A 23702-nucleotide genomic window follows, 5' to 3' on the forward strand; every position below is an offset into this window, starting at 1 on the left:
AAAGGTATCAGATCGGCAGCTAGGCAAAACTAAAGATGAAAAAATCCATTCCCTAGTAGAGCTGTTCATCCATTTTCAACATCATGCATCGGCTAACTGAGATCCTACTTGATTAGCCTTCTGCGCCAGTTTTTCCAACACTCGACTGACAGCCACAAAGCCAAAAGTGGCCGTAACAACTGTGCTAGCACCAAAACCTGTATCGCAATTCATCTTGGTTTCTGTATCCCCTTTTTGGCGTTGCTCGCAAACTGTTCCATTCAACTGTGGGTATTTTAATTGTTCCAAGGAGTACACACATTCGATATCAAAGCGACGTTTGGTATTACGTGAGAAGTTATAGTGACGTCTTAAAAAGTTGCGCAATTTAGCGGCCAAAGGGTCCTGCTCTGTACGCGATAAATCAGCAATTTGGATCTGCGTTGGATCAATTTGACCGCCAGCCCCACCAACGGTGATAATTTTTCGCTTATTGCGCTTACACCAAGCGATTAGAGCGGCTTTTGGCTTTAAGCTATCAATCGCATCAATAACATAATCAAATGGCTCAGAAAGCAGCTCAGAGATATTATCTGGAGTAATAAAATCTTCGATGCACGTCACTTGGCAATCGGGGTTAATCAGCTTTATTCGTTCTTCCATGGCCTCTACTTTGGCCTTACCTATGTTGCCATCCAGCGCATGAATTTGGCGATTGGTGTTAGTGACACACACGTCGTCCATATCGATCAGTGTAATTTTACCTATGCCTGAGCGCGCCAAAGCTTCCGCAGCCCAAGAACCAACGCCACCAATGCCAATGACACACACATGAGCTTGCGTGAAGTATTCATAGGCAGCGTGCCCATATAAACGGCGAATGCCACCAAAGCGTTGATCATTTATCAATTTTGTCTCCTCGCAGTGGGTCTACCCTGCGCTTTTCATCCTAATACGTGTATTCTTGCACTTAGAAAATGGTAATTAAACTTTATCAATCATTTTGTACTGTGAGCGCTATGATTCAGCAAGCCTTTGAAATGCTTGGGTTAACACCAAGAGAAATGCAACTTTATCAAACCTTATTAAAGCTCGGACCCTCTTCAATTCGAGACATTGCCGAACACAGTGGCATTAATCGCGGTACAACCTATGAGTCACTAAAACAGCTACAAGGTAAAGGCGTTGTGAGCTATTTCCCTAAAGGAAAGCGACGACTTTTTAGCGCAGAAAATCCCGATATTTTATTAAATCTAGCGGAAGAAAAGCGCAACCGCTTGGACAAAACTATCGAAAATCTTAAAAATACGATTATTCCTAATTTGCACCAACAGCAACCAGATTATCATCAAACCAATGTTCGTTATTACGAAGGAGATGATGGTATAGAGTGGGTGTTGCGCGACATTTTAAACGTGGTGTCGCAACAAAACCATAAAGAATATTGTGTGTTTTCTTCTAAACCGATTCGGCCTTTTTTATATCGCCCATTCCCCAACTATACGAAGCAAAGAGTAAAACTAGGTATTAACGTAAAGGTAATCGCCTTAGGAGATGGTGGTGAAGAAGCCGAATTATCGGAAAGGAAATGGATTAAAACCGAGGGTTCAGTCGACGCCAGTTATATTGCTATCTACCCACCCAAGTGTGCAATCATCTCGTTAGCCAGTAACAACTTCCCGTCGGCAGTCGTACTAGATTCAAAAGACATTGCCAAAGCACAGCAGATCATCTTTGATACTCTGTGGAAGATGCTTTAAACGCCAATCGAGCAAGCCAAATTTCAGTCAATAAAAAAAGCAGCTCGAAAGCTGCTTTTTTGTCTTTTCCCTCAACCTTTCCGCTTATTTCTTATCGCGAAACTGCTGAAGTGTACGTAAGCGAGCCATGGCTTCTACCAATTCTGCTGTCGCACGTGAATAGTCGACGTCTGGTTTTTGGTTAGCTAAAAGCTCTTTAGCATGTGCCTGAGCTTTTAGTGCCGCCTCTTCGTCCAGATCTCTTGCACGAGTGGCTGTGTTAGCCAAGACGGTGACACGGTGCGGTTGAACTTCTAAGAAGCCACCGGACACGAAGATAAACTCTTCGTCACCATTTTCTTTAACCACACGAACAGGACCTGGTTGCAGAGTCGTCAACAATGGCGCATGTCCAGGCATAATGCCCAAATCGCCATAGCTGCCTGCAGCCACAAGAGATTGTACCGTACCGGAAAAAATCTCTTGTTCAGCGCTTACGATATCGCAGTGTACTGTGATAGCCATAAGTTGCCTCTCTTAGTCATACTTAGCAAAAGCGCTTAAGTGCGCTTTTGCTTCGCGTGATGGTTAAAGTTTCTTAGCTTTCTCGACAGCTTCGTCGATGCTACCAATCATGTAGAACGCTTGCTCTGGAAGGTCATCAAACTCACCATCCAAAATACCTTTGAAGCCACGAATTGTGTCTTTCAAAGAAACATACTTACCAGGAGCACCAGTAAATACTTCTGCTACGAAGAAAGGCTGAGACAAGAAACGCTGGATTTTACGAGAACGGTTAACCGTTTGCTTATCTTCTTCAGATAACTCGTCCATACCCAAGATTGCGATGATGTCTTTCAATTCTTTGTAACGTTGCAATACCATTTGTACGCCACGCGCTACATCGTAGTGCTCTTGACCGATAACAAGTGGGTCAAGCTGACGAGAAGTAGAATCAAGTGGGTCGATCGCTGGGTAGATACCCAAAGATGCGATGTCACGAGACAATACAACCGTTGCGTCCAAGTGAGAGAAGGTTGTTGCTGGAGAAGGGTCAGTCAAGTCATCCGCAGGTACGTATACCGCTTGAACAGATGTGATAGAGCCCGTCTTAGTAGAGGTGATACGTTCTTGAAGAACACCCATCTCTTCAGCAAGTGTAGGCTGGTAACCTACCGCAGATGGCATACGACCTAGCAATGCTGATACTTCAGTACCGGCAAGCGTGTAACGGTAGATGTTATCTACGAAGAAAAGTACGTCACGACCTTCGTCACGGAATTTTTCTGCCATAGTCAAACCAGTCAAAGCAACACGTAGACGGTTACCTGGTGGCTCGTTCATCTGACCGTATACTAGAGATACTTTGTCGATTACGTTCGAGTCAGTCATCTCGTGGTAGAAATCGTTACCTTCACGAGTACGCTCACCAACACCTGCGAATACAGAGTAACCGCTGTGCTCGATCGCGATGTTACGGATAAGCTCCATCATGTTTACGGTTTTACCTACACCGGCACCACCAAACAGACCAACTTTACCACCTTTCGCGAAAGGACAAACAAGGTCGATAACCTTGATACCCGTTTCTAGCAATTCGTTGCTAGAAGACTGCTCAGCATAAGAAGGAGCAGAACGGTGAATAGACCAACGCTCTTCTTCGCCGATAGGACCTTTTTCATCAATAGGGTTACCTAGAACGTCCATAATACGTCCTAGAGTTTGCGTACCTACTGGTACAGAAACCGGTTTGTTTGTGTTTTGAACAGCCAAACCACGCTTCATTCCATCGGTAGAACCCATGGCGATAGTACGAACAACACCATCACCTAGTTGCTGTTGAACTTCCAACACCAACTCTTTGCCCTCAATTGTCAGGGCATCATATACTTTTGGCACGTCATCACGTGGGAATTCCACGTCGATAACCGCACCGATAATTTGTACGATTTGTCCGCTACTCATGTTCGGATCCTCTTAAATACCTAAATACCTTAAACCGCTGCCGCGCCGCTGACTATCTCAGAAATTTCCTGAGTAATCGCTGCTTGACGAGCCTTGTTGTACACCAACTGCAATTCATCAATGATATCACCAGCGTTGTCGGTTGCGTTTTTCATCGCAAGCATACGAGCTGCTTGTTCACACGCAATGTTCTCAACCACTGACTGATATACTTGAGATTCAATATAGCGAACCAATAATCCGTCTAAAATTTCAACGGCTTCAGGCTCGTAGATATAATCCCAGTGGTGCTTTAACTCTGTATTCTCTTCCGCTTTCAATGGCAAAAGTTGCTCAACCGTCGGTTTCTGAGTCATGGTGTTCACAAACTCATTTGAAACTACATAAAGACGATCAATACGACCTTCATCAAATGCGTCTAGCATCACTTTTACACTACCGACTAGGTCGTCAGCTTTCGGTGCATCACCTAAGCCAGTGTGTGCTGCTGTGACATTTCCGCCGTAGTTACGAAAGAATGAAACGGATTTAGAGCCAATCGCACAGATGTCGATTTCAACACCTGAATCAGCAAACTGTTTCATATCTTTAATAGCTGCCTTGAACACGTTAACGTTCAAGCCGCCACATAAACCACGGTCAGAAGAGATTACGATATAACCAACACGCTTCGCCTCACGCTCGGTAAGGTAACGGTGTTTATACTCAGGATTCGCGTTGGCCAAATGACCAACTACTTGGCGAATTCGTTCCGCATACGGACGAGAAGCGGCCATACGATCCTGAGCTTTACGCGTTTTACTTGCTGCTACTTTTTCCATAGCGCGAGTAATTTTACGCGTATTGTTAATGCTCGAAATCTGAGTGCGTATCTCTTTTCCGACTGCCATAATAGAACTGCCCTTGTGAGAATGTTATTTCACAAACTGCAAGAAAATGGTGACAAGCTAACAGATTAGTTTGTCACCAAAGTCATTACCAAGTTTGCGTCGCTTTAAACTTCTCGATTGCCGCTTTAAATGTCGCTTCAATCTCGCCGTTAAAATTACCAGTTTTGTTAATGTCAGCCATAAGATCAGTGTGTTCACTGTTCATGTAGCTCAACAAAGCCGTTTCAAAACTACCAATTTTGCTTGTTTCAACATCTTCAAGGAAGCCATCATTAGCAGCGTAAAGAACTACGCCCATATCAGCTACAGACATAGGAGAGAACTGCTTCTGTTTCATCAGTTCAGTAACCTGTTTACCGTGCTCTAGCTGTTTACGAGTCGCTTCATCTAGGTCAGATGCGAACTGAGCAAATGCTGCCAATTCACGGTATTGAGCCAATGCTAGACGAATACCGCCACCTAGTTTCTTAACGATCTTAGTTTGCGCTGCACCACCAACACGAGATACAGAAATACCGGCGTTCATCGCTGGACGGATACCTGCGTTAAACAAGCTCGTCTCAAGGAAGATTTGACCATCTGTAATAGAGATAACGTTAGTCGGTACGAAAGCCGATACGTCACCACCTTGTGTTTCGATGATTGGCAATGCAGTCAAAGAACCTGTTTTACCTTTCACTTCACCATTAGTGAACTGCTCAACGTACTCTACGTTTACACGAGATGCACGTTCAAGAAGACGAGAGTGAAGGTAGAATACATCACCAGGGTAAGCTTCACGACCTGGTGGACGACGAAGTAGCAAAGAGATCTGACGGTAAGCCCAAGCTTGTTTCGTCAAGTCATCATAAATGATCAATGCATCTTCACCGCGGTCACGGAAGTATTCACCCATAGTACAGCCAGTGTATGGCGCAATGAATAGCATAGACGCTGGATCAGATGCACCCGCTGCAACAACAGTGGTGTATTCCATAGCGCCCGCTTCTTCAAGCTTACGTACTACGTTTGCAATTGTAGATTGCTTTTGACCGATAGCAACGTACACACACTTAATGCCAGAGTTTTTCTGAGCAATAATGGTGTCGATCGCTAGCGCTGTTTTACCAACCTGACGGTCACCGATGATCAACTCACGCTGACCGCGGCCTACTGGAACCATGGCATCAATTGCCTTGTAACCAGTTTGAATTGGTTGATCTACTGACTGACGAGCGATTACGCCCGGTGCCACTTTCTCAACTTTATCCGTTAGTTTTGCATCGATAGTGCCTTTGCCGTCGATTGGGTTACCCAATGCGTCAACAACACGACCTAGCAATTCAGGACCGACTGGAACTTCCAGAATACGGCCTGTACATTTTACTTTTTGACCTTCAACAAGGTCTTGGTATTGACCCAATACAACCGCACCTACAGAGTCACGCTCTAGGTTCAAGGCCATACCGTAAACACCACCAGGGAATTCAATCATTTCCCCGTACATAACATCTGCCAAGCCGTGGATCAGAACGATACCGTCTGCCACGCTGACAATTGTGCCCTCATTTTGGGCATCAGAAGATACATCGAGGTTCTCGATGCGCTTCTTGATAATCTCGCTGATCTCAGATGGATTCAGTTGCTGCATGCTACATTCCTCAACCCTGGTTTCGACTTAACGAAACACTAGGAGTTTATCGCCTCGGCTAGTTTCGCTAATTTACCGCGTACTGAACCGTCGATGATTAAGTCACCGGTACGGATAACCACGCCACCAATTAGGCTCGCGTCTGTTTCACTGGTTAAGTTGACAGTACGGTCCAACTTTTTAGTCAGTGAAGCGGCTAATGCTTGTGTTTGTTCAGCTGTTAATTCAAATGCAGACGTAAATTCAACATTTACGGCTTTTTCAAAATTCAGTTTGAACTGTAAAAATAACTCAGAGATAGCAGGAAGAAGCGCTAGACGCTTATTCACAGCCAAGGCCAACAAAAATGCTTTACCTTGCTCAGTTGTTACTTCTGCACAAACGTCCGCTAGAGCGTTTGCCTTCTCTTCCGCACTAAAAGCAGGATTTTCAAGTGCTGTTTTAAGCTTAGGCTCAACTGTTACAGTAGCTAATACGTTTAACATATCAGCCCACTCAGTAATGTGGCCTTGTTCTCTAGCAACTTCAAAAACCGCTTTAGCGTACGGTCGCGCGACTGTTTTTAATTCAGCCATTAGACCCTCGCTTAAAGCTCTTTGGCGAGCTGTTCAACGATCTCGCTATGTGCTTTTTCGTCAATGGTGGCTCCCAAGATCTTCTCGGCACCAGCAAATGCAAGAACGGACACTTGAGCACGCAATGCTTCTTTAGCACGCATTACGTCTTGTTCGATCTCTGCTTGAGCTGCTTCGCGCAGACGCTTGCCATCAGCAATCACCTGCTCTTTTGCCTCGTCGACCATTTGGTTCGCACGTTTGTTGGCTTGTTCAATTATCTCGGCCGCGTTTTCTTTGCTTTCACGTAAAATTTGAGCGGCTTGTTCTTGTGCCAACTCTAGATCACGTGAAGCACGATTCGCTGCTTCCAAACCGTCCGCAATTTTTTTACTGCGCTCTTCGAGCGCAGTAATAACTGGTGGCCATACATATTTCATGCAGAACCAGACAAAAATCGCAAACGATATAGCTTGGCCTAGAAGTGTGAGATTTAAGTTCACGCTAATACCCTCGCTTTTAGTCGTTTAAAAATTATTTCCGCAATGTTTTGCAGAATATTAACCAGCGACCAAAGCAACAAAAGGATTCGCGAAAGTGAAGAACAATGCGATACCTACACCGATCATTGTTACGGCATCTAGAAGACCCGCTACGATGAACATTTTAACTTGCAGCATTGGAACCATTTCTGGTTGACGCGCAGCGCCTTCCAAGAATTTTCCACCCAAGATACCAAAACCAATCGCAGTACCTAGGGCACCTAGACCGATTAGAAGGGCTACAGCAATCGCAGTAAGACCAACTACAGTTTCCATTTTAACTCCTACATTTTCACAGTTTTAGATAAGGTTTAAATTATTACTTTAAAGAACACACTTTTAGTGATCTTCGTGCGCCATACTTAAGTAAACAATAGTCAACATCATAAAGATGAAGGCTTGAAGCACGATGATCAAAATATGGAAGATTGCCCATGGCACAGACAGAGCCCATTGTAGACCCCATGGCAATATAGCAATCAAAATAAAGATCAATTCACCAGCATACAAGTTACCGAACAATCGCAATGCTAATGAAACAGGTTTCGCAAGTAGACCAACACCTTCAAGCAATAAGTTGAAAGGGATCATCCATTTGCCAAATGGCTGTAACGTCAGTTCACCAACAAATCCACTAATGCCTTTCACTTTGATGCTATAAAAAACAATCAAAACAAACACAGAAAGTGACATGCCTAATGTGGCATTAATATCTGTTGTTGGAACAAATTTGAAATACACATGATGAGGATCAGCACCAAATAAGGTCGCACCAATCCATTGAGCTGTCGCAGGCAAGAAGTCTACAGGGATCAAATCCATGAAGTTCATCAAGAAAACCCAGACAAAAATGGTTAGAGACAGGGGTGCAATGACCTTGCTCTTACCATGAAAGGTTTCTTTGACGCTGCCATCAACAAACTCAACCATCAACTCTACAAAGTTCTGTAGACCAGACGGTGTATCTGTCGAAATTTTCTTTGCTGCTTTACGGAACAACCACAAAAACAATAACCCCAAAGCAATCGAAATCGCCATAGTGTCTACATGAATTGCCCAGAATCCCATATCTGCTGCTTCTTTAGCATCATGGGCAAGACCCCATGTACCATCAGGATGTTGACCAAAGGTCAAATTCTGAAGGTGATGCTTTATATATGAAGAAGCTGTTGGACTTTCAATACCCATACTTATATCCACGCTCTCTCAATGATTAAAATCCTATTACCTATCACGCTAGGCATTTCTAAGCATGATAGGGCTGAGCCAATGACTCAAAATTGCGCCACCAAAACCTGCAAAGAAAGCCCCTGCAGCTAACGGTTTAATCAGAAGAAAAACCAGCGACAATAAAACCACTGTCATAGCCAATTTACCGGCTTCTCCTCGATAGAATGATCTAACAACATCCTTTGCTGGGCGAGTTCCTTTGTACCCGAAAATCCGCCAAGCCATATAAATACTCGGTAAAATGCTGGTCAAAGCCCCCAATATAAATGAGTACCCATACAGACCACCAGCAATGTAAAAAATTCCCAAAGAAACAAAAAAAGTGAGTAATAATTGTAATAAAAGGAAACGAAATATAGCCTTCTTTTTTGCGCTAATAATTTCACTCGCGCGCCTTGGCTTTTTTGTCTCCATTCCCCAACTCTCTTTGCGCACAATAAAAGTGCAATCAATGTGATGATTTACAAAATTCGAGGCATTATAGGGGTAATAGCGGCCTTGTTCAACTTAAACTGATTTACAGGATCACTTTAGTAGCATCTTGTCTAGATAGAAAAACCCTCTTATCACAAATTGCTTCATTTCCCTTCAAGCAATTCACTGATCAAGAGCTCTAGGTGTTCAGGGTTGCGGTATTCAATAACCAACTTGCCTTTACCTTTGGCAGAAGGTTGTATTTTTACCGCGGCATTAATCTTTTGGCTAATGCGTTCTGCTTCTGCACTCAAATCAGGCAGAGGAGGTTTGTTATCTTGATTTTTTTCTGTGACTTGAAAATTTTTAACTAATCTCTCAGTCTCACGAACAGACAAAGATTTTGTCACTACCTGTGATGCGGCTTGAATTTGCTTATCGTGTTCTAGAGGCAATAACGCTCGCGCATGACCCATTTCAATATCACCATGCTCGAGAAGACGACGAACTTCAGGGGTTAAGCCTAATAGTCGTAATAAGTTAGCAACCGTAGAACGAGATTTACCGACAGTATCGGCCACTTCTTGTTGTGTAAGATGAAAGTCTTCAACTAAACGCTGTAATGCCAGTGCTTCTTCCACTGGATTTAGGTCTTCACGTTGAATGTTTTCAATCAATGCAAGAACCACAGCATCGGCATCTTCAACATGCCGAACAATAACCGGCACTTGTGTTAAATCCGCTAATTTGGCCGCTCGCCAACGACGCTCGCCAGCAATAATTTCATACTGATTGTGGCCATTTGGACGCACAACAATAGGCTGCATAATGCCTTGAGTTCGGATTGATGAAGCTAAATCTTCTAATTGCGCAGGATTCATGTCACGACGAGGTTGAAATTTACCTTTAGAAAGCCATTCCACAGGTAAATAAGTCAGGCCTTTTATTTGTTCACTATTAGAATCACTATCAGCCTCATTGGTTGGCGTTGATTGTGGTGCCAATAATGCATCTAAGCCACGACCTAGACCTCTTTTTTTCATCGTCATTTCACTAACCCTAATTGGTATTAAACTACGCTTATTGAACTGTCACTATGCAACAGATTTTCGGATAAACTCACCCGCTAACGCAAGGTAAGCAATGGCACCACGGGACTGTTTTTCATAATGCAAAACAGGCAAACCATAACTTGGTGATTCTGCTAACCGAATATTTCTAGGTATCACTGTGTCATAAACTTTATCGCCAAAATGCTTTTGAAGCTGTCCAGAAACATCATGCGTTAAGCTTGGGCGAGGATCATACATGGTTCGCAAAATCCCCTCGATCTCTAATGATGGGTTTAACGCTTGGGTAATTCGACTAATCGTTTGCAATAACGCCGTCAGCCCTTCCAATGCATAATATTCACATTGCACAGGAATCAACACGCCTTGAGAAGCGGCTAAGGCATTAACCGTCAACATATTCAAAGCAGGAGGACAATCAAGCAAAATGTAATCAAAGTCATTGTCTACTTCATAAAGCCCAGCACGAAGACGGGTTTCTTTACTGGGTAAATCCAGCAAAACTACTTCCGCCCCCGTTAAATCGCTATTGGCAGGCAATACCCAATAGTCACCAGGCATGCTTTTCTTCATAGCTTCTTTAACACCATGAGAACCGATCAATACGTCATAGACACTGGTATCTAACTCTTCTTTAGTAAAACCACTTCCCGTTGTCGCGTTACCTTGCGGATCTAAATCAATCAATAATACTCGACGCTTCATTGCCGCCAATGATGCCGCTAAATTGACGCAGGTGGTGGTTTTACCCACGCCGCCTTTTTGGTTGGTAACTGCAATGATTTTTGCCATGATTTATCCTTTACGCGTCATCACTACCATGTGACGCTCCGCCTGAACATTTGGCACATTAAGAGGTTCTACAGAGACTAAATCAACCTCTTTTGGTAGCGCCGCTATTTCTTCACTAGGGTAAACCCCTTTCATGGCTAAAAAATTACCAGTCTCTTTTGGAAGAGGTAACGTCCAATTAATCATATCTTGTAAAGAGGCAAAAGCACGGGAAATTACATGATCGTACTCCCCTTGGTGAACATGTTTTTCAACACGCTCATTTGCTACCGTTACATTTTGAATACCTAATTCCATTTTTACTTGCGTCAAAAAACGTGTTTTTTTGCCGTTACTGTCAAGTAAAGTGAAATGTTTGTCTGGATAGCATATAGCAAGCACCATACCAGGTAAGCCCGGACCGGTACCAACATCTATAATATTGTCTCCAGTGATATAAGGTAAAGTCGCCAAACTGTCTAATAAATGCAAAGAGATCATTTGCTCAACATCGCGAATAGCAGTCAGGTTATAAGCCTTGTTCCACTTTTCCAGCATGGCTAAATATTTAACAAGAATCTGAATCGTTTCATCAGATAAAGCAGCGCCCATTTGTTGGGCGCCTTTTTGAATAGTGTCAAAGTGTGTCACAGTCGATCCATTTCTATAAAGATAGCAATTAGGGATTATCGGCTGATGATTCTAGGCACTTTTGCGTGCAATCGCACGTTTTTTCAAGTGAATTAACAGTAAGGATACAGCGGCAGGCGTTACACCTTGGATTCGAGAAGCCGCTGCAAGCGTGGCAGGACGCAACTCAGTCAGCTTTTGCTTAATCTCATTTGATAAGCCTTCCATCTTCGAATAATCCAAATCATCAGGCAATTCTGTATTTTCCTGACGGCGCAAACGCTCAATGTCTTCAGCCTGTCGAGCAATATACCCTGCGTACTTCACAGTAATCTGTACTTGCTCAGACACTTGCTCATCCACCGCTTCTTCTGGTGCATTTTTCAAATTAGCAATATCTGAATAGACAACATTCGGGCGTTTAAGCAGGTCTAATAAACTGTACTCATGAGTAATCGGCGTTTCTAATTTTGGATTAATACTTTCTGCTTCCGGTGAATTAGGCACAATCCAACTAGACTTAAGACGTTGAGTTTCAAGCTCAATCGCTTCGCGTTTTTTACAAAAAGCCGCCCAGCGCTCATCCGAAACCAAACCAAGCTCACGACCTTTTTCTGTCAAACGCATATCGGCGTTGTCTTCACGAAGAATCAAACGGTATTCGGCACGGCTGGTGAACATACGATACGGTTCTTTGGTGCCCATTGAGATCAAGTCATCAACAAGCACACCTAGATACGCTTCATCACGACGTGGTGTCCACGCTTCTTTACCTTGTGCAAGCAAGGCGGCATTTAACCCCGCCAACAAACCTTGAGCACCGGCTTCTTCATAACCCGTTGTCCCATTGATTTGTCCTGCGAAGAACAGGCCAGGCATGTGTTTCGTTTCCAGAGAATACTTCAGATCTTGTGGATTGAAATAATCGTACTCAATAGCATAGCCAGGACGAATAATATGAGCATTCTCCATACCTTTCATTGAGCGTACTAACTCTATTTGCACATCAAATGGTAAAGACGTCGAAATACCATTTGGATACAGCTCATGAGTGGTTAAACCTTCTGGTTCTATAAAGATTTGATGCGAGTTTTTATCCGCAAAACGTACGATTTTATCTTCAATAGAAGGACAGTAACGTGGGCCAACACCTTCAATAACCCCTGAATACATAGGAGATCGATCCATCCCTGCACGAATAATATCGTGAGTACGCTCGTTCGTATGAGTAATAAAACACTCAATCTGACGAGGGTGCATCGCTCGGTTACCCATGTAGGACATCACAGGATCAATGTCATCCCCTGGTTGCGCCTGCATTTGCGAAAAATCAACAGTACGGGCATCTATACGAGGTGGTGTACCAGTTTTTAAGCGATCAACACGGAATGGTAAAGCACGAAGTTTTTCTGCTAAGCCAATGGATGGCGGATCCCCTGCTCGACCACCAGAATGATTTTGTAAACCAACATGAATGACACCACCTAAAAATGTGCCAGCGGTTAACACAACCGTTTTACTGTTAAAACGTATGCCTGTTTGAGTAATGACACCACGTGCTTCGCCATCTTCAACAATAAGGTCTTCTGCAGACTGTTGAAACAGCCATAAATTTTCTTGGTTTTCCAATTTATGACGAATAGCCGCTTTATATAATATACGGTCAGCCTGAGCACGAGTCGCTCGAACTGCAGGACCTTTTCGGGAATTCAATGTACGAAATTGGATGCCAGCTTGATCGGTAGCTAAAGCCATAGCGCCATCTAAAGCATCTATTTCTTTTACTAGATGGGACTTCCCTATGCCACCAATGGCGGGGTTACAGGACATTTGTCCTAAAGTTTCAATGTTGTGAGAAAGTAACAAAGTTTTCACACCCATACGTGCCGCAGCTAATGCCGCTTCTGTACCAGCGTGTCCGCCACCAACCACAATCACATCAAAGCGACTTGGGAAATCCACAGGAACCTCGGTATTACGAATAAATAAAATGAATAAAAAACGATCAATCCTCGATTGAGGCCGCTTAGTATATAGGCTAATTTCCAAAAAGAAAGGGATCGAAATCTCTTTAACCCGGTCATCAATATTAATATATTTAAGTAAGTATTTAAGTTCTTTTATGTATGTTATGTCTATATAGCAAGCCAAAATCTGTGCATAAGAATAAAAAATCTATATTTATTAAATATTTATGTAGATAACATCTTGTTAAGACAAGGCGGGTTATCTTGTGATGTGGATAACCTGAGCCTGTGTATAAAATAGGTAGTTATACAGAGGGAATTTTTAAGCTCATAGTTGTTAAAAACTGTGCAAAACTTCCTATCAATCTATCACCAAACTTATCAACAGGTGTTTTTTTGTTTTGTTAATAAAATAAGTGTCTGTTTAATAAGGTCTTTTGTCTTTTTAAGCTGAGAAATGGCTTTTTTTTATGAAAAATTAATCCACAAGTAAAAAAATAAAAAAAGTGAAATTTTTTTATTTTTCGCTATCCAATAGATGTGAATAATTATTCTATCCTTCTGTTTTAGAAGGTCTTGGAGCATTGTGGAGAAAGAAAGACAATTCAGAAAAAATTCACCTGTGAGTAACTATTTTGCTTTTGTAGTAATCTTTGTCAGATCAAACGACCAAGATGAGGATTTCTATGATTGAGCAAGCGATTTGGATTCAATCACCTAAAGCGATATTGGCATCCAATGCGGATGCTGGTGTGGTGATTCGCGATGGAAAAATTTGTGAGTTGGTTGCTGCTGGGAAAACGCCCACCAGCCACTATGATGTTATTTTTGATGCTTCTAATCATGTTGTCTTACCTGGACTAATCAATGCACACCATCATTTTTATCAAACGCTCACTCGGGCTTTTCCTGATGCGCTTAATAAAGCGTTATTTCCTTGGTTACAGACTCTTTATCCGCTTTGGGCTGAATTAGAGCCAGATATGCTAGCGAGTGCGACCAAGCTTGCCATGGTGGAATTAATGGAATCCGGTTGTACGCTTGCAGCAGATCACCATTACTTATTCCCCGCCGGTATGGAAAATGTCATTGATGTACAAGTTGATGTTGCTAAATCTCTTGGTATGCGCGCTATGTTTACTCGTGGTTCCATGAGTTTGGGGGAAAAAGACGGTGGTTTGCCGCCTCAATCTACCGTTCAAGATGAAAAAACCATTATCGATGACAGTGCGCGGTTGATTAAAGCCCATCATCAGCGAGGTGAAGGTGCGATGATTCAAATCGCTTTAGCACCCTGTTCACCGTTTTCCGTCACCACTGACATTATGAAAAGCAGCGCGGAATTAGCGAAAAATGAAAATGTGCGCTTACACACTCACCTTGCTGAAACCCTAGATGAAGAAGCTTTCTGTTTAAAACGTTTTGGTATGCGTACGGTCGACTATTTAGAAAGTGTCGGTTGGTTACATGATAGAACTTGGCTAGCACACGGTATCCACTTTGATGAAGATGAAATAAGTCGTCTAGGTAAAGCTAAAGTGGGAATTTGTCACTGTCCAACCTCAAACATGATGTTGGGTTCAGGGGTTGCAAGAAACAATGAATTAGAAGCGGCTGGTGCCTTGGTTGGATTAGGTGTTGATGGTTCTGCGTCAAACGATGGCTCGAATATGATCATGGAAGTTCGCCAAGCCTTATATATCCAACGATTACGCTATGGTTCCGCCAATGTTTCTCACTTCGATGCCTATCGTTGGGCGACCCAAGGTTCAGCTGCGGTACTGGGGCGTGAAGACATTGGTGAAATCGCTGTTGGGAAGCAGGCTGACTTTGCGTTGTTTAAATTGGATGAATTACGCTTTTCAGGCAGTCATGACCCTCTAGCGGCACTTCTATTATGTGGTGCACAAAAAGCCAATCGAGTAATGATCGCGGGAAAATGGACGGTAGAAGATGGTCATGCAATTGGTATTGATAGACAACAATTGATGGCTGAGCACTCTGCTCATGCGCAGCGTTTAGCCAGTAAGTTATTAGCTAAAAAATAAAGCCAAAAAAGCGCCCATCAAAGGCGCTTTTTAACTATTAAGCTATTTTAAGGCAGCCTAAAGGACCTACGCTCGATTAAGCTTCTTCTTTCAAGCTTTTCATATCAATAATAAAGCGGTATTTCACATCGCCTTTTTTCATGCGCTGATAAGCTTGATTAATATCTTGGATATTGATCATTTCGGCATCGCATTCGATATTATGCTCCGCACAGAAATCTAACATTTCTTGTGTTTCTGCAATACCACCAATCATAGAGCCTGTAATAGTACGACGTTTCGTAATTAAGCTTGCTGTGTGAGGCGCTGGTTCCATCGGCTCTACTAAGCCAACTAGAATATGAACACCATCAACTTTTAAGCAATTAAGATAACCATTCAACTCATGTTGAACTGGAATCGTATCTAATAAGTAGTCAAACGTCATCGCGGCCGCTTTCATTTGCTCTTCATCTGTCGACACAATGACGTGATCTGCACCTTGTTTTTTCGCTTCCGCAATTTTGCTTTCAGAACGAGTGAAAATAGTCACTTCCGCGCCAAAGGCTTTAGCGAATTTCACGCCCATATGGCCTAAACCACCCATACCTAGAACGCCGACTTTATCACCTGCTTTAATGCCGTGATGACGAAGTGGGGAATACGTCGTGATACCAGCACACAATAAAGGCGCAGCTTTACTCAATTCCAAGGCTTGAGGAATGGATAAGACGAATTTTTCACGCACAACGATGTGATCAGAATAACCGCCGTAGGTTAAAGTACCGTCGATTAAATCGTGAGCACCATACGTTCCAACTGGGCCATTATCGCAATATTGCTCTAAGTCAGCCGCACAATGGGAACAATGTTGGCAAGAGTCGACCATACAACCCACGCCGACAATATCGCCTACCTTGTATTTAGAGACTTTACTGCCAACTTCTGTCACTTTACCGACGATTTCATGGCCAGGAACGATTGGGTAATTGCTTGGGCCCCAATCACTTTCCGCCGTATGAATATCAGAATGGCAAACACCACAATAAAGAATATCGATGTTTACATCGTTTTCGCGAAGGTCGCGGCGCTCAAATGAAAATGGTGCTAATGGGGTTGTTGCCGAGAGTGCAGCATAGGATTTTGCTTGGCTCATAAATTGTTACTCCAGTGTTTGAACATGAAATACGTATTATCCAGTGTAGAGTAAACTTGTTCGTTTTGTGTTGTGCATTCTTGCTGTTGTTTTGCCTATTCCTCCAAATACCTAAAACTTAACTTTTCCTACACAATCTTGTATGCATAATAACTCCATTGATTTTTATAGATGGGTGGATCAAAGATGAGCGATATAAATTTAGTCGATTTGCTCAAACCTCTGGTGAGTGACGATGGCTTTTGCGATACCTTGATTGCCAATGTTCGTTTGATGAAGTGTGCAAAATCATTACCTCGAATGCCGCTTATTTATCGGCCAGGACTCACCATCATTGTTCAGGGGCGAAAAATTGGCTATTTAGGTGACCGTGAAATCCATTACAACTCTGGTCACTACTTGGTGCAAACCTTGCCCTTGCCTTTCGAATGCGAAACCTTTGCCAGCCAACAAGAACCGCTTCTGGGGGTCTCTATTGATATCGACCCTGTAGTATTATCTGAGTTAGTTTCTGTTTCTTCTGAAGAGACATTAAACTCATCTGTATCTCATTTTCCTATGTCATCGGTGCCAATGAGTGATGATATGATCGAATCTGTGTCTCGCCTTATCAAAGCGTTACATGATCCGTATACCGCAAAAATCATGGGACAAAGTCGAGTTAGAGAGGTCATTTTTGAAGCCTTACAAAGCCCACAAGGTGATGCTTTACGCGCCTTAGTGTTAAACCAAGGGCGCTTTTCATTGATAGTGAACTCTCTCAAGCAGTTACATCAGCAGTTGGATCAAGAAGTTCGCATTGAGCAACTTGCTGAAGACGCCAACATGAGTGTTTCCAGTTTTCACCATCATTTTAAAAATATCGCTGGATCTTCTCCTTTGCAGTATTTGAAGCGTCTACGTCTTTTAAAAGCGCAAATGCTGTTAAACCAAGGTCACCTCAATGTCAGTCAGATTGCTTTAGAAGTTGGTTATAAAAGTGTGCATCAATTTAGCCGCGATTATAAACGCTACTTCGGTTCGCCTCCGACAAAAGACAAGCTAAGAGAAGACGCCGTAATATAATTTTTTCCTTATTGAATTTACTTTCTTTAATTAACCTTCTTGAATTTAATAGACGAGTGGTCTAAATTAATACCTATCGTATTTTATTGCCTAGGTATAAACACTTGCTCTCTATCCTTGATGAACCAGATACCACAGTTAATCTGCCAAATAAACCTCGTCGTGGTCGTCCTAAAAAACAACCAAGCGATTCTTTGGATACCAAAGAGGCTTTGCTGCGTGCAGGCATGCTGATACTGACGGAATCTGGTTTTACCCGCAGTGGTATAGATCCGATTTTAAAATCGATTGGTGTGCCAAAGGGGTCTTTCTATCATTATTTTTCTAGTAAAGAAGCCTTTGGTTTGGCCGTCTTAGAGCGTTATCGCCGTTATTTCGAAGCTAAGTTAGATGGTTTCTTACTGGACGAGGCTTTTTCTCCTCTAGAGCGATTACAGCGTTTTGCTCAAGACGCCCAAGACGGGATTGTCCGCCATGAATTCAAGCGTGGCTGTTTGGTTGGGAATTTGGAGCAAGAATCTACCCTGTTGTCAGAAGCATTTCGAGAGCAGTTACAAGCGACCTATCAAAGTTGGCAGTCACGCGTTGCCACCTGTTTATTAGAAAGCCAACAACAAGAAGAAATCGATCTACAAGGCAGCATTGAAGAGATTTCTCAAGCATTTTGGATTGGCTGGGAAGGAGCGGTTCATCGTTCTAGATTAGTAAAAAGTACTCAGCCATTACGCTTATTTATAAACTTTTTTATCCAAGCGATTCAAAGCAAAACCCATTAACAATAAACCAGGCAGCAAAGCCTGGGTTTTTAGCTATTTAACTAGACGAACGGTCTAAAGTGGAGGATTTATGTTCAAAGGTTTATTGATCACCCAAGAAGACAAGAAAAGTACAGCATCCGTGGTTGAGCTGCAGGAAGATCAGCTGCCAGAAGGTGATGTGTTGATTGAGGTGCATTACAGCACGTTAAATTACAAAGACGGCTTAGCCATTACTGGTAAGTCTCCTGTTGTGCGTTCTTTTCCTATGGTGCCGGGAATCGATTTAGTCGGTAAAGTTTTACAAAGCGACTCTGGTCGCTTCTCTGAAGGTGATTTCGTCATATTGAATGGTTTTGGTGTAGGTGAAATGCATTGGGGTGGGCTTGCACAAAAAGCTCGACTCAAAAGTGATTGGCTTATTCCACTGCCAAAAGGTATAGATGCTAAGCAATCAATGACAATAGGTACAGCAGGTTACACCGCTATGTTGTCAGTACTCGCCCTTGAAAAACAAGGTGTTACGCCAGATTCTGGCGAAATTCTAGTGACGGGCGCAAACGGTGGTGTAGGCAGTTTTGCGATTCGTCTACTCAATCGTCTTGGCTATCATGTGGTTGCTTCGACAGGACGTATGGAAGAAAGCGATTATTTGAAGAGCCTTGGAGCAAGCGACATTATTGATCGCAATACCCTATCTGAGCCAGGCAAACCTTTGCAAAAAGAGCGCTGGGCTGCCGTGATCGATTGTGTCGGTAGTCACACTCTAGCCAATGCTTGTGCAAGTACAAAATACGGCGGTGTGGTGACCTCTTGTGGTTTGGCCCAAGGTATGGACTTCCCTGCTTCGGTTGCGCCCTTTATTTTACGTGGTATTAAATTAATCGGTATCGACAGCGTGATGCGCCCCATAGCGGACCGTCTTGAAGCGTGGCAACGCCTAAGCGAATTACTGCAACCAGAAGACTTTGACACCATTAGTGAAGAGATTGGTTTGGACGAGGTGGTGGAAACCGCTAATAAGCTGCTTGATGGTAAAGTTCGTGGTCGAGTATTAGTGAACGTAAAAGCTTAAATTGAATGTACCTACAATGCGGGTACATTCAGCAATACCAAGGTTAATTCGAAATTACGAATTAACCTTGGTATTTATTATTTACCAATACAAAACGAGCCAAAGATGCGGCCTAGCAGGTCATCGCTGGTGAAGGCGCCAGTGATTTCGCTAAGAGCTTGTTGGGCTTCTTTTAGGTCTTCTGCGAGTAGTTCCCCTGCGCCATAACCGTGTAGTTGTTCATTACCCGCATCTAAGAAGCGGTTGGCTTTGTTAAGCGCTTCTATGTGACGACGACGAGCGATAAAGCCCCCTTCAGTCGTGCTGTCGAAGCCCATGACGGCTTTTAGGTGTTCAGTCAAATCAGTAACGCCCTCGCCTGTTTTTGCCGATAGAGAGACCACAGGGACGCCTGAGACGGTTTCTATGCCTGTTCCCTCTTTGGTTAAGTCGACTTTATTGCGTACTAAGGTTAGGTGTTGAGTATCGCCAAGTTTTTCCATAAACTCAGGCCAAATTTCATTCGGGTCTTTTGAATCTATTGATTGGCTGTCGACCATCATAAGAATGCGATCGGCTTTGTTGATCTCGTCCCATGCGCGCTGAATACCAATGCGCTCTACTTCGTCAGGGCTGTCACGCAAACCCGCTGTATCTATGATGTGTAATGGCATGCCATCAAGGTGAATGTGTTCGCGCAATACGTCACGAGTCGTGCCTTCGATGTTGGTGACGATGGCCGACTCTTTACCGGATAAAGCATTCAATAGACTGGATTTACCGGCATTTGGGCGGCCTGCAATAACGACGCTCATGCCTTCGCGAATCAAGGCCCCTTGGTTGGCTTCTTTGAGTACCTCTGCCAGTTTGGATTGGATGCCAGCCAGTTCAGCAGCCACTTTACCATCACCGATGAAGTCGATTTCTTCTTCTGGGAAATCGATCGCCGCTTCAACGTAAATTCGTAGATGAATCAAGGCTTCAACCAGTTCGTCAACGCGTGTTGAGAAAGCCCCTTGTAGGGATCGCAATGCACATTTAGCGGCCTGTTCTGATGTACTGTCGATCAAATCGGCAATGGCTTCTGCTTGAGTTAAGTCCATTTTGTCGTTCATGAACGCACGCTCAGAAAACTCGCCTGGACGAGCCAAACGTGCCCCAAGCGCAACACAATGGCTCAGTAGCATATCCATAATAACGGGACCGCCGTGGCCTTGTAACTCAAACACATCTTCACCAGTAAAGGAATTTGGCCCAGGAAAATACAAGGCGATGCCTTCGTCGAGTTGCTCTTGATTGGTGGTTTTGAAAGGCACGTAATGAGCATAACGCGGTGTAGGCTCAAAGCCGATGATCTGCTTCGCAATGGCAAGGCTTTTAGGGCCTGATAAACGAATGATCCCTACGCCACCTCGGCCAGGAGCAGTGGCTTGTGCGGCAATCGTGTCTTGGTCTGTGGCGTATTGGAAATCAGTCATAATCTAACTCTGTGCGAAAAATAAATAGAAGTGTTCGTTATTGTCCGTTAGCAAGGCGAGCATGGCAATCTAAACGTAAAAAAGGCCTCCCAATGGGAAGCCTTTTTAATCGAAACTTAAGCTTAGATTTGAGTCTTAAGCTTCTTTTTCGATGCGTTTGGTAATCACATACTGTTGCAATATGGATAGGGTGTTGTTTGTTACCCAGTAAAGTACCAGACCAGCAGGGAACCACAAGAAGAAGATAGAGAATGCCACTGGCATGATCTTCATGATTCGAGCTTGCATTGGATCTGGTGGTGTTGGGTTAAGCGATTGCTGAACAAACATACTGATACCCATTAAAATTGGCAGTATGAAGTACGGATCCATAACAGATAGATCGTGAATCCATAGGAAGAATGGCGCTTGGCGCAACTCAACGGATTCCATCAATACCCAGTATAAAGAAAGGAATACCGGCATTTGAACCAAGATAGGCAAACAACCCCCTAATGGGTTAATTTTTTCTTTCTTGTACAGAGCCATCATTTCTTGTGACATTTTCTGACGATCGTCACCGTATCTTTCTTTCAGTTTGGCTATTTCAGGACCGAACTTGCGCATTTTCGCCATAGAACGGTAGCTTGTTGCTGATAACTTGAAGAAGACGGCTTTTACGCAGACTACGACCAAGATAATCGCAATACCCCAGTTGACTACAACAGACTGAATTAAGGTTAGTAACCAGAATAATGGTTTAGCCAACCACCATAACCAGCCGTAATCGACGGTTAGATCAAGGTTTTCCGCTGTGCTTTCTAGATGATCTTGTAGTTTTGGACCAACGTAGAACGTGGAGCTTAGTGTTCCTTGCTTACCTGGTGCAATTTCAACTGGAGAGCCTGTGAAACCAATAATATTAAAGTCACCGTTAGTACGGGCTTGCAAAGTGACCTTTTGGCCTTGCTCTGGAATCCAAGCTGAAACGAAATAATGCTGAAGCAAAGCAACCCAACCTTTGGTTGTGGTGACTTTTACTGGCTCTTCTCTCATATCAGAGAAAGACACCTTGCTGTATTTCGTTTGCTCATCGGAAATAGCACCACCTAGATAAGGCTGTAAGCCCATGCTAGTGGCTTTACTTGGATCTGGCGTGTTATCACGTTTGATCTGAGCAAATAGGTTACCGCGCCAAGTGCTTGAAGAAGTATTGTCTACCGTAATCAACTGGCGAATGCGGTATTTACCTTTCATGAAACGGAAGGTTTTGGTGTATTTCACACCATTAGCATCTGTGTAGTACAGATTGACATCAAGAGAGTCTTCACCGTCCGTTAAGGTATAAGAAGTCTTTTCTGATTGATAAACAGGACGCCCTTCTGACGAAGCGTCTGGACCATTACGACCAACCAAACCACTTTGTGTCACATAAGTACGTTCACTACCATCTTCAAGGATGACAAAAGGATCAGGTTTGCCTAATTCTTTTTTGTACTGGAGAAGAGCGGCTTCTACTAAGTCACCACCGACAGGATTGATTGCAACACGAAGGGTATCGGTCGTTACTTCAATCAATTTTCCTGGTGCGATTTGGCTCACACTTTGAGGAATCTCGGCATTGGCTTCGGTTGTGCTTTGAGTTGCCATAGGCAAATCATCGCTCATTTGAGAGTTTGTCTCTGTTTGAGACTGTGTGCTTTGAGCTACGCTTTGAGTGGACTGAGGACCATAATCTTGGCTCCACTGTAAAAACAGTAGGTAGCCACTGATAAAAAGCGCACCCCATAAAAAGTAACGTCTGAAATCCATGGTATTCAACTAATTTGTTTGGTTGGACAATAGGTTCACAGAACCCTTATAAAAATCACGCGCTATTAAACCAGCCTTTGGCAGTTTTTTCAGCCTATTTCTGTCTAGATTGGTCGCGTTTTTTATTTTGAGTGGTTTTTTGGGCTTTTTTTGCCAACTGACTCCATGCTTTATCTAGTCGGTTATGCAAATCAGCGTTTTCCAGTTCTTTAATACCTTGTCTTGCTAAGAAAACAATATCAAGACCTGAAAGAGGAATTTTGTTATGGCGAAAGGAGTCGCGCACCAAACGTTTGATACGATTCCGACCAACTGCGCGTTTATCCGTTTTTTTAGACACAATAAGACCCAACCGCGTTTGGTTGTCATCTCGTTTTCGTGCTAGTAAAAGGAATTCGCCTGCAAAGACTTTGGTGGAGGTGTCATTAAAGACAGATTGATAATCCCCGGCATTCAGAAGTCTGACATGCCGAGGAAAACAATATTCGGTCATCAGCGTACTTATGCGCTTAGAGCCTTACGGCCGCGAGCACGACGACGAGCGATAACTTGACGTCCGCCTTTAGTAGCCATACGAGCACGGAAACCGTGGTTACGTTTGCGTTTTAGAACGCTAGGTTGGAAAGTTCTTTTCATCTTAATTCTCTCACTGAATGCAGTGTTTGAGTTTTGAGGGTTAGCGACCGCCAAGCCTCTACAATTGATTGGTCAAATCAGGGCGCGGATTTTAGAGCCTTTCCTCAGTAAATTCAATGCTTAGCGTTGCTTAATTACAAAAATAATCACTGCACAAAGTATGAAATACTTACACACAGGGTTGTACCTTATTAGTGGATAAAAGAAAAAAGATTTCTATAAAATATCCACAGGGCGTTTTTTTCTTACCTTAATGTGTATAAAAATCAAATGGATGAATTTATTTTTAATTGTGTGTAAATAAAAAATAATACGAGTTTATCTTGTGTATAACCTTTGGTTTTATGCACATGAGAAAC

Annotated in this window: 24 protein-coding genes; 5 read left to right on the plus strand and 19 right to left on the minus strand. The window is 43.2% G+C overall.

Annotated features, from left to right (window positions below):
* Positions 1 to 81: 81 nt before the first annotated feature.
* Entirely contained in the window at positions 82 to 888 is an 807-nt protein-coding gene (gene tcdA / locus C0J08_RS22215; protein ID WP_212654030.1) for a tRNA cyclic N6-threonylcarbamoyladenosine(37) synthase TcdA, read from the minus strand.
* A gap of 110 nt (positions 889 to 998) precedes the next feature.
* On the opposite strand from tcdA, the gene C0J08_RS22220 reads away from it, so the two are divergent.
* Entirely contained in the window at positions 999 to 1739 is a 741-nt protein-coding gene (locus C0J08_RS22220) for a TrmB family transcriptional regulator (RefSeq protein ID WP_212654031.1), read from the plus strand.
* A gap of 84 nt (positions 1740 to 1823) precedes the next feature.
* On the opposite strand, the gene C0J08_RS22225 is transcribed toward C0J08_RS22220, so the two are convergent.
* The 13 genes from C0J08_RS22225 to mnmG all read right to left on the minus strand — a co-directional run bounded on the left by C0J08_RS22225 (position 1824) and on the right by mnmG (position 13376).
* Positions 1824 to 2243, minus strand: a complete 420-nt coding sequence (locus tag C0J08_RS22225; RefSeq protein ID WP_212654032.1) for a F0F1 ATP synthase subunit epsilon — start codon at positions 2241 to 2243, stop codon at positions 1824 to 1826.
* A 63-nt stretch (positions 2244 to 2306) separates the two neighbouring features.
* Positions 2307 to 3683: a F0F1 ATP synthase subunit beta gene (atpD, locus tag C0J08_RS22230; protein ID WP_212654033.1), complete on the minus strand. Its 1377-nt coding sequence runs from the start codon at positions 3681 to 3683 to the stop codon at positions 2307 to 2309.
* A 29-nt stretch (positions 3684 to 3712) separates the two neighbouring features.
* The gene (gene atpG / locus C0J08_RS22235) at positions 3713 to 4573 is read right to left on the minus strand and encodes a F0F1 ATP synthase subunit gamma (RefSeq protein ID WP_212654034.1); all 861 of its coding nucleotides are present in this window, start codon (positions 4571 to 4573) and stop codon (positions 3713 to 3715) included.
* 85 nt (positions 4574 to 4658) lie between these two features.
* Positions 4659 to 6203: a F0F1 ATP synthase subunit alpha gene (gene atpA, locus C0J08_RS22240; protein WP_212654035.1), complete on the minus strand. Its 1545-nt coding sequence runs from the start codon at positions 6201 to 6203 to the stop codon at positions 4659 to 4661.
* A gap of 38 nt (positions 6204 to 6241) precedes the next feature.
* Positions 6242 to 6778, minus strand: a complete 537-nt coding sequence (locus tag C0J08_RS22245; RefSeq protein ID WP_212654036.1) for a F0F1 ATP synthase subunit delta — start codon at positions 6776 to 6778, stop codon at positions 6242 to 6244.
* Positions 6779 to 6789: 11 nt separating this feature from the next.
* Positions 6790 to 7260 carry a F0F1 ATP synthase subunit B gene (locus tag C0J08_RS22250; RefSeq protein ID WP_212654037.1) on the minus strand — a complete coding sequence of 157 codons (471 nt, stop codon included), beginning with the start codon at positions 7258 to 7260 and terminating at the stop codon, positions 6790 to 6792.
* 57 nt (positions 7261 to 7317) lie between these two features.
* The gene (gene atpE, locus C0J08_RS22255) at positions 7318 to 7575 is read right to left on the minus strand and encodes a F0F1 ATP synthase subunit C (protein ID WP_012072127.1); all 258 of its coding nucleotides are present in this window, start codon (positions 7573 to 7575) and stop codon (positions 7318 to 7320) included.
* A 63-nt stretch (positions 7576 to 7638) separates the two neighbouring features.
* On the minus strand, positions 7639 to 8487 hold the full coding sequence (gene atpB / locus C0J08_RS22260) for a F0F1 ATP synthase subunit A (protein ID WP_212654038.1): 849 nt from the start codon (positions 8485 to 8487) through the stop codon (positions 7639 to 7641).
* 48 nt (positions 8488 to 8535) lie between these two features.
* Positions 8536 to 8943 (minus strand): ATP synthase subunit I, encoded by a 408-nt coding sequence (locus C0J08_RS22265; protein ID WP_212654039.1) that lies wholly within the window; start codon positions 8941 to 8943, stop codon positions 8536 to 8538.
* Positions 8944 to 9107: 164 nt separating this feature from the next.
* Positions 9108 to 9992 (minus strand): ParB/RepB/Spo0J family partition protein, encoded by an 885-nt coding sequence (locus C0J08_RS22270; protein WP_212654040.1) that lies wholly within the window; start codon positions 9990 to 9992, stop codon positions 9108 to 9110.
* Positions 9993 to 10037: 45 nt separating this feature from the next.
* On the minus strand, positions 10038 to 10805 hold the full coding sequence (locus C0J08_RS22275) for a ParA family protein (RefSeq protein WP_212654041.1): 768 nt from the start codon (positions 10803 to 10805) through the stop codon (positions 10038 to 10040).
* 3 nt (positions 10806 to 10808) lie between these two features.
* Positions 10809 to 11435 (minus strand): 16S rRNA (guanine(527)-N(7))-methyltransferase RsmG, encoded by a 627-nt coding sequence (gene rsmG / locus C0J08_RS22280; RefSeq protein ID WP_212654042.1) that lies wholly within the window; start codon positions 11433 to 11435, stop codon positions 10809 to 10811.
* A 51-nt stretch (positions 11436 to 11486) separates the two neighbouring features.
* Entirely contained in the window at positions 11487 to 13376 is a 1890-nt protein-coding gene (gene mnmG / locus C0J08_RS22285; protein ID WP_212654043.1) for a tRNA uridine-5-carboxymethylaminomethyl(34) synthesis enzyme MnmG, read from the minus strand.
* Between the two features lie 691 nt (positions 13377 to 14067).
* On the opposite strand from mnmG, the gene C0J08_RS22290 reads away from it, so the two are divergent.
* Positions 14068 to 15429, plus strand: coding sequence for an 8-oxoguanine deaminase (locus C0J08_RS22290; RefSeq protein WP_212654044.1), 1362 nt, complete (start codon positions 14068 to 14070; stop codon positions 15427 to 15429).
* Between the two features lie 76 nt (positions 15430 to 15505).
* Here the strand turns inward: C0J08_RS22290 and C0J08_RS22295 are convergent, their stop codons facing one another.
* Positions 15506 to 16564, minus strand: coding sequence for an NAD(P)-dependent alcohol dehydrogenase (locus C0J08_RS22295; protein ID WP_212654045.1), 1059 nt, complete (start codon positions 16562 to 16564; stop codon positions 15506 to 15508).
* A gap of 186 nt (positions 16565 to 16750) precedes the next feature.
* Between C0J08_RS22295 and C0J08_RS22300 the strand changes: the two genes are divergently transcribed.
* The 3 genes from C0J08_RS22300 (at position 16751) to acuI (ending at position 19459) form a co-directional block, all read left to right on the plus strand.
* A complete protein-coding gene (locus C0J08_RS22300; RefSeq protein ID WP_249344435.1) occupies positions 16751 to 17629 on the plus strand; it encodes an AraC family transcriptional regulator in 879 nt (292 codons plus the stop codon).
* Between the two features lie 104 nt (positions 17630 to 17733).
* Positions 17734 to 18405 (plus strand): acrylate utilization transcriptional regulator AcuR, encoded by a 672-nt coding sequence (acuR, locus tag C0J08_RS22305; protein WP_249344436.1) that lies wholly within the window; start codon positions 17734 to 17736, stop codon positions 18403 to 18405.
* A 70-nt stretch (positions 18406 to 18475) separates the two neighbouring features.
* Entirely contained in the window at positions 18476 to 19459 is a 984-nt protein-coding gene (acuI, locus tag C0J08_RS22310; RefSeq protein ID WP_212654047.1) for an acrylyl-CoA reductase (NADPH), read from the plus strand.
* A gap of 77 nt (positions 19460 to 19536) precedes the next feature.
* On the opposite strand, the gene mnmE is transcribed toward acuI, so the two are convergent.
* The 4 genes from mnmE to rpmH all read right to left on the minus strand — a co-directional run bounded on the left by mnmE (position 19537) and on the right by rpmH (position 23343).
* Complete coding sequence (gene mnmE / locus C0J08_RS22315; RefSeq protein WP_212654048.1) at positions 19537 to 20916, minus strand: tRNA uridine-5-carboxymethylaminomethyl(34) synthesis GTPase MnmE; 1380 nt, start codon at positions 20914 to 20916, stop codon at positions 19537 to 19539.
* 135 nt (positions 20917 to 21051) lie between these two features.
* Entirely contained in the window at positions 21052 to 22707 is a 1656-nt protein-coding gene (gene yidC / locus C0J08_RS22320; RefSeq protein ID WP_212654049.1) for a membrane protein insertase YidC, read from the minus strand.
* Positions 22708 to 22801: 94 nt separating this feature from the next.
* Positions 22802 to 23200, minus strand: coding sequence for a ribonuclease P protein component (gene rnpA / locus C0J08_RS22325; RefSeq protein ID WP_212654050.1), 399 nt, complete (start codon positions 23198 to 23200; stop codon positions 22802 to 22804).
* Positions 23201 to 23208: 8 nt separating this feature from the next.
* A complete protein-coding gene (rpmH, locus tag C0J08_RS22330; protein ID WP_013663328.1) occupies positions 23209 to 23343 on the minus strand; it encodes a 50S ribosomal protein L34 in 135 nt (44 codons plus the stop codon).
* Between the last annotated feature and the right edge of the window lie 359 nt (positions 23344 to 23702).

Origin of the sequence: Marinomonas sp. CT5 (genome assembly GCF_018336975.1) — a bacterium.
In the GTDB taxonomy this organism is placed as follows: domain Bacteria; phylum Pseudomonadota; class Gammaproteobacteria; order Pseudomonadales; family Marinomonadaceae; genus Marinomonas.

Bases quoted from the DNA above. Each gene is read 5' to 3' on its own strand.
- C0J08_RS22220 (WP_212654031.1), top strand. From the start codon at position 999: ATGATTCAGCAAGCCTTTGAAATGCTTGGGTTAACACCAAGAGAAATG.
- C0J08_RS22225 (WP_212654032.1), bottom strand. From the start codon at position 2,243: ATGGCTATCACAGTACACTGCGATATCGTAAGCGCTGAACAAGAGATT.
- atpD (WP_212654033.1), bottom strand. From the start codon at position 3,683: ATGAGTAGCGGACAAATCGTACAAATTATCGGTGCGGTTATCGACGTG.
- atpG (WP_212654034.1), bottom strand. From the start codon at position 4,573: ATGGCAGTCGGAAAAGAGATACGCACTCAGATTTCGAGCATTAACAAT.
- atpA (WP_212654035.1), bottom strand. From the start codon at position 6,203: ATGCAGCAACTGAATCCATCTGAGATCAGCGAGATTATCAAGAAGCGC.
- C0J08_RS22245 (WP_212654036.1), bottom strand. From the start codon at position 6,778: ATGGCTGAATTAAAAACAGTCGCGCGACCGTACGCTAAAGCGGTTTTT.
- atpE (WP_012072127.1), bottom strand. From the start codon at position 7,575: ATGGAAACTGTAGTTGGTCTTACTGCGATTGCTGTAGCCCTTCTAATC.
- atpB (WP_212654038.1), bottom strand. From the start codon at position 8,487: ATGGGTATTGAAAGTCCAACAGCTTCTTCATATATAAAGCATCACCTT.
- C0J08_RS22265 (WP_212654039.1), bottom strand. From the start codon at position 8,943: ATGGAGACAAAAAAGCCAAGGCGCGCGAGTGAAATTATTAGCGCAAAA.
- C0J08_RS22270 (WP_212654040.1), bottom strand. From the start codon at position 9,992: ATGACGATGAAAAAAAGAGGTCTAGGTCGTGGCTTAGATGCATTATTG.
- C0J08_RS22275 (WP_212654041.1), bottom strand. From the start codon at position 10,805: ATGGCAAAAATCATTGCAGTTACCAACCAAAAAGGCGGCGTGGGTAAA.
- C0J08_RS22290 (WP_212654044.1), top strand. From the start codon at position 14,068: ATGATTGAGCAAGCGATTTGGATTCAATCACCTAAAGCGATATTGGCA.
- C0J08_RS22295 (WP_212654045.1), bottom strand. From the start codon at position 16,564: ATGAGCCAAGCAAAATCCTATGCTGCACTCTCGGCAACAACCCCATTA.
- C0J08_RS22300 (WP_249344435.1), top strand. From the start codon at position 16,751: ATGAGCGATATAAATTTAGTCGATTTGCTCAAACCTCTGGTGAGTGAC.
- acuI (WP_212654047.1), top strand. From the start codon at position 18,476: ATGTTCAAAGGTTTATTGATCACCCAAGAAGACAAGAAAAGTACAGCA.
- mnmE (WP_212654048.1), bottom strand. From the start codon at position 20,916: ATGACTGATTTCCAATACGCCACAGACCAAGACACGATTGCCGCACAA.
- yidC (WP_212654049.1), bottom strand. From the start codon at position 22,707: ATGGATTTCAGACGTTACTTTTTATGGGGTGCGCTTTTTATCAGTGGC.
- rnpA (WP_212654050.1), bottom strand. From the start codon at position 23,200: ATGACCGAATATTGTTTTCCTCGGCATGTCAGACTTCTGAATGCCGGG.
- rpmH (WP_013663328.1), bottom strand. From the start codon at position 23,343: ATGAAAAGAACTTTCCAACCTAGCGTTCTAAAACGCAAACGTAACCAC.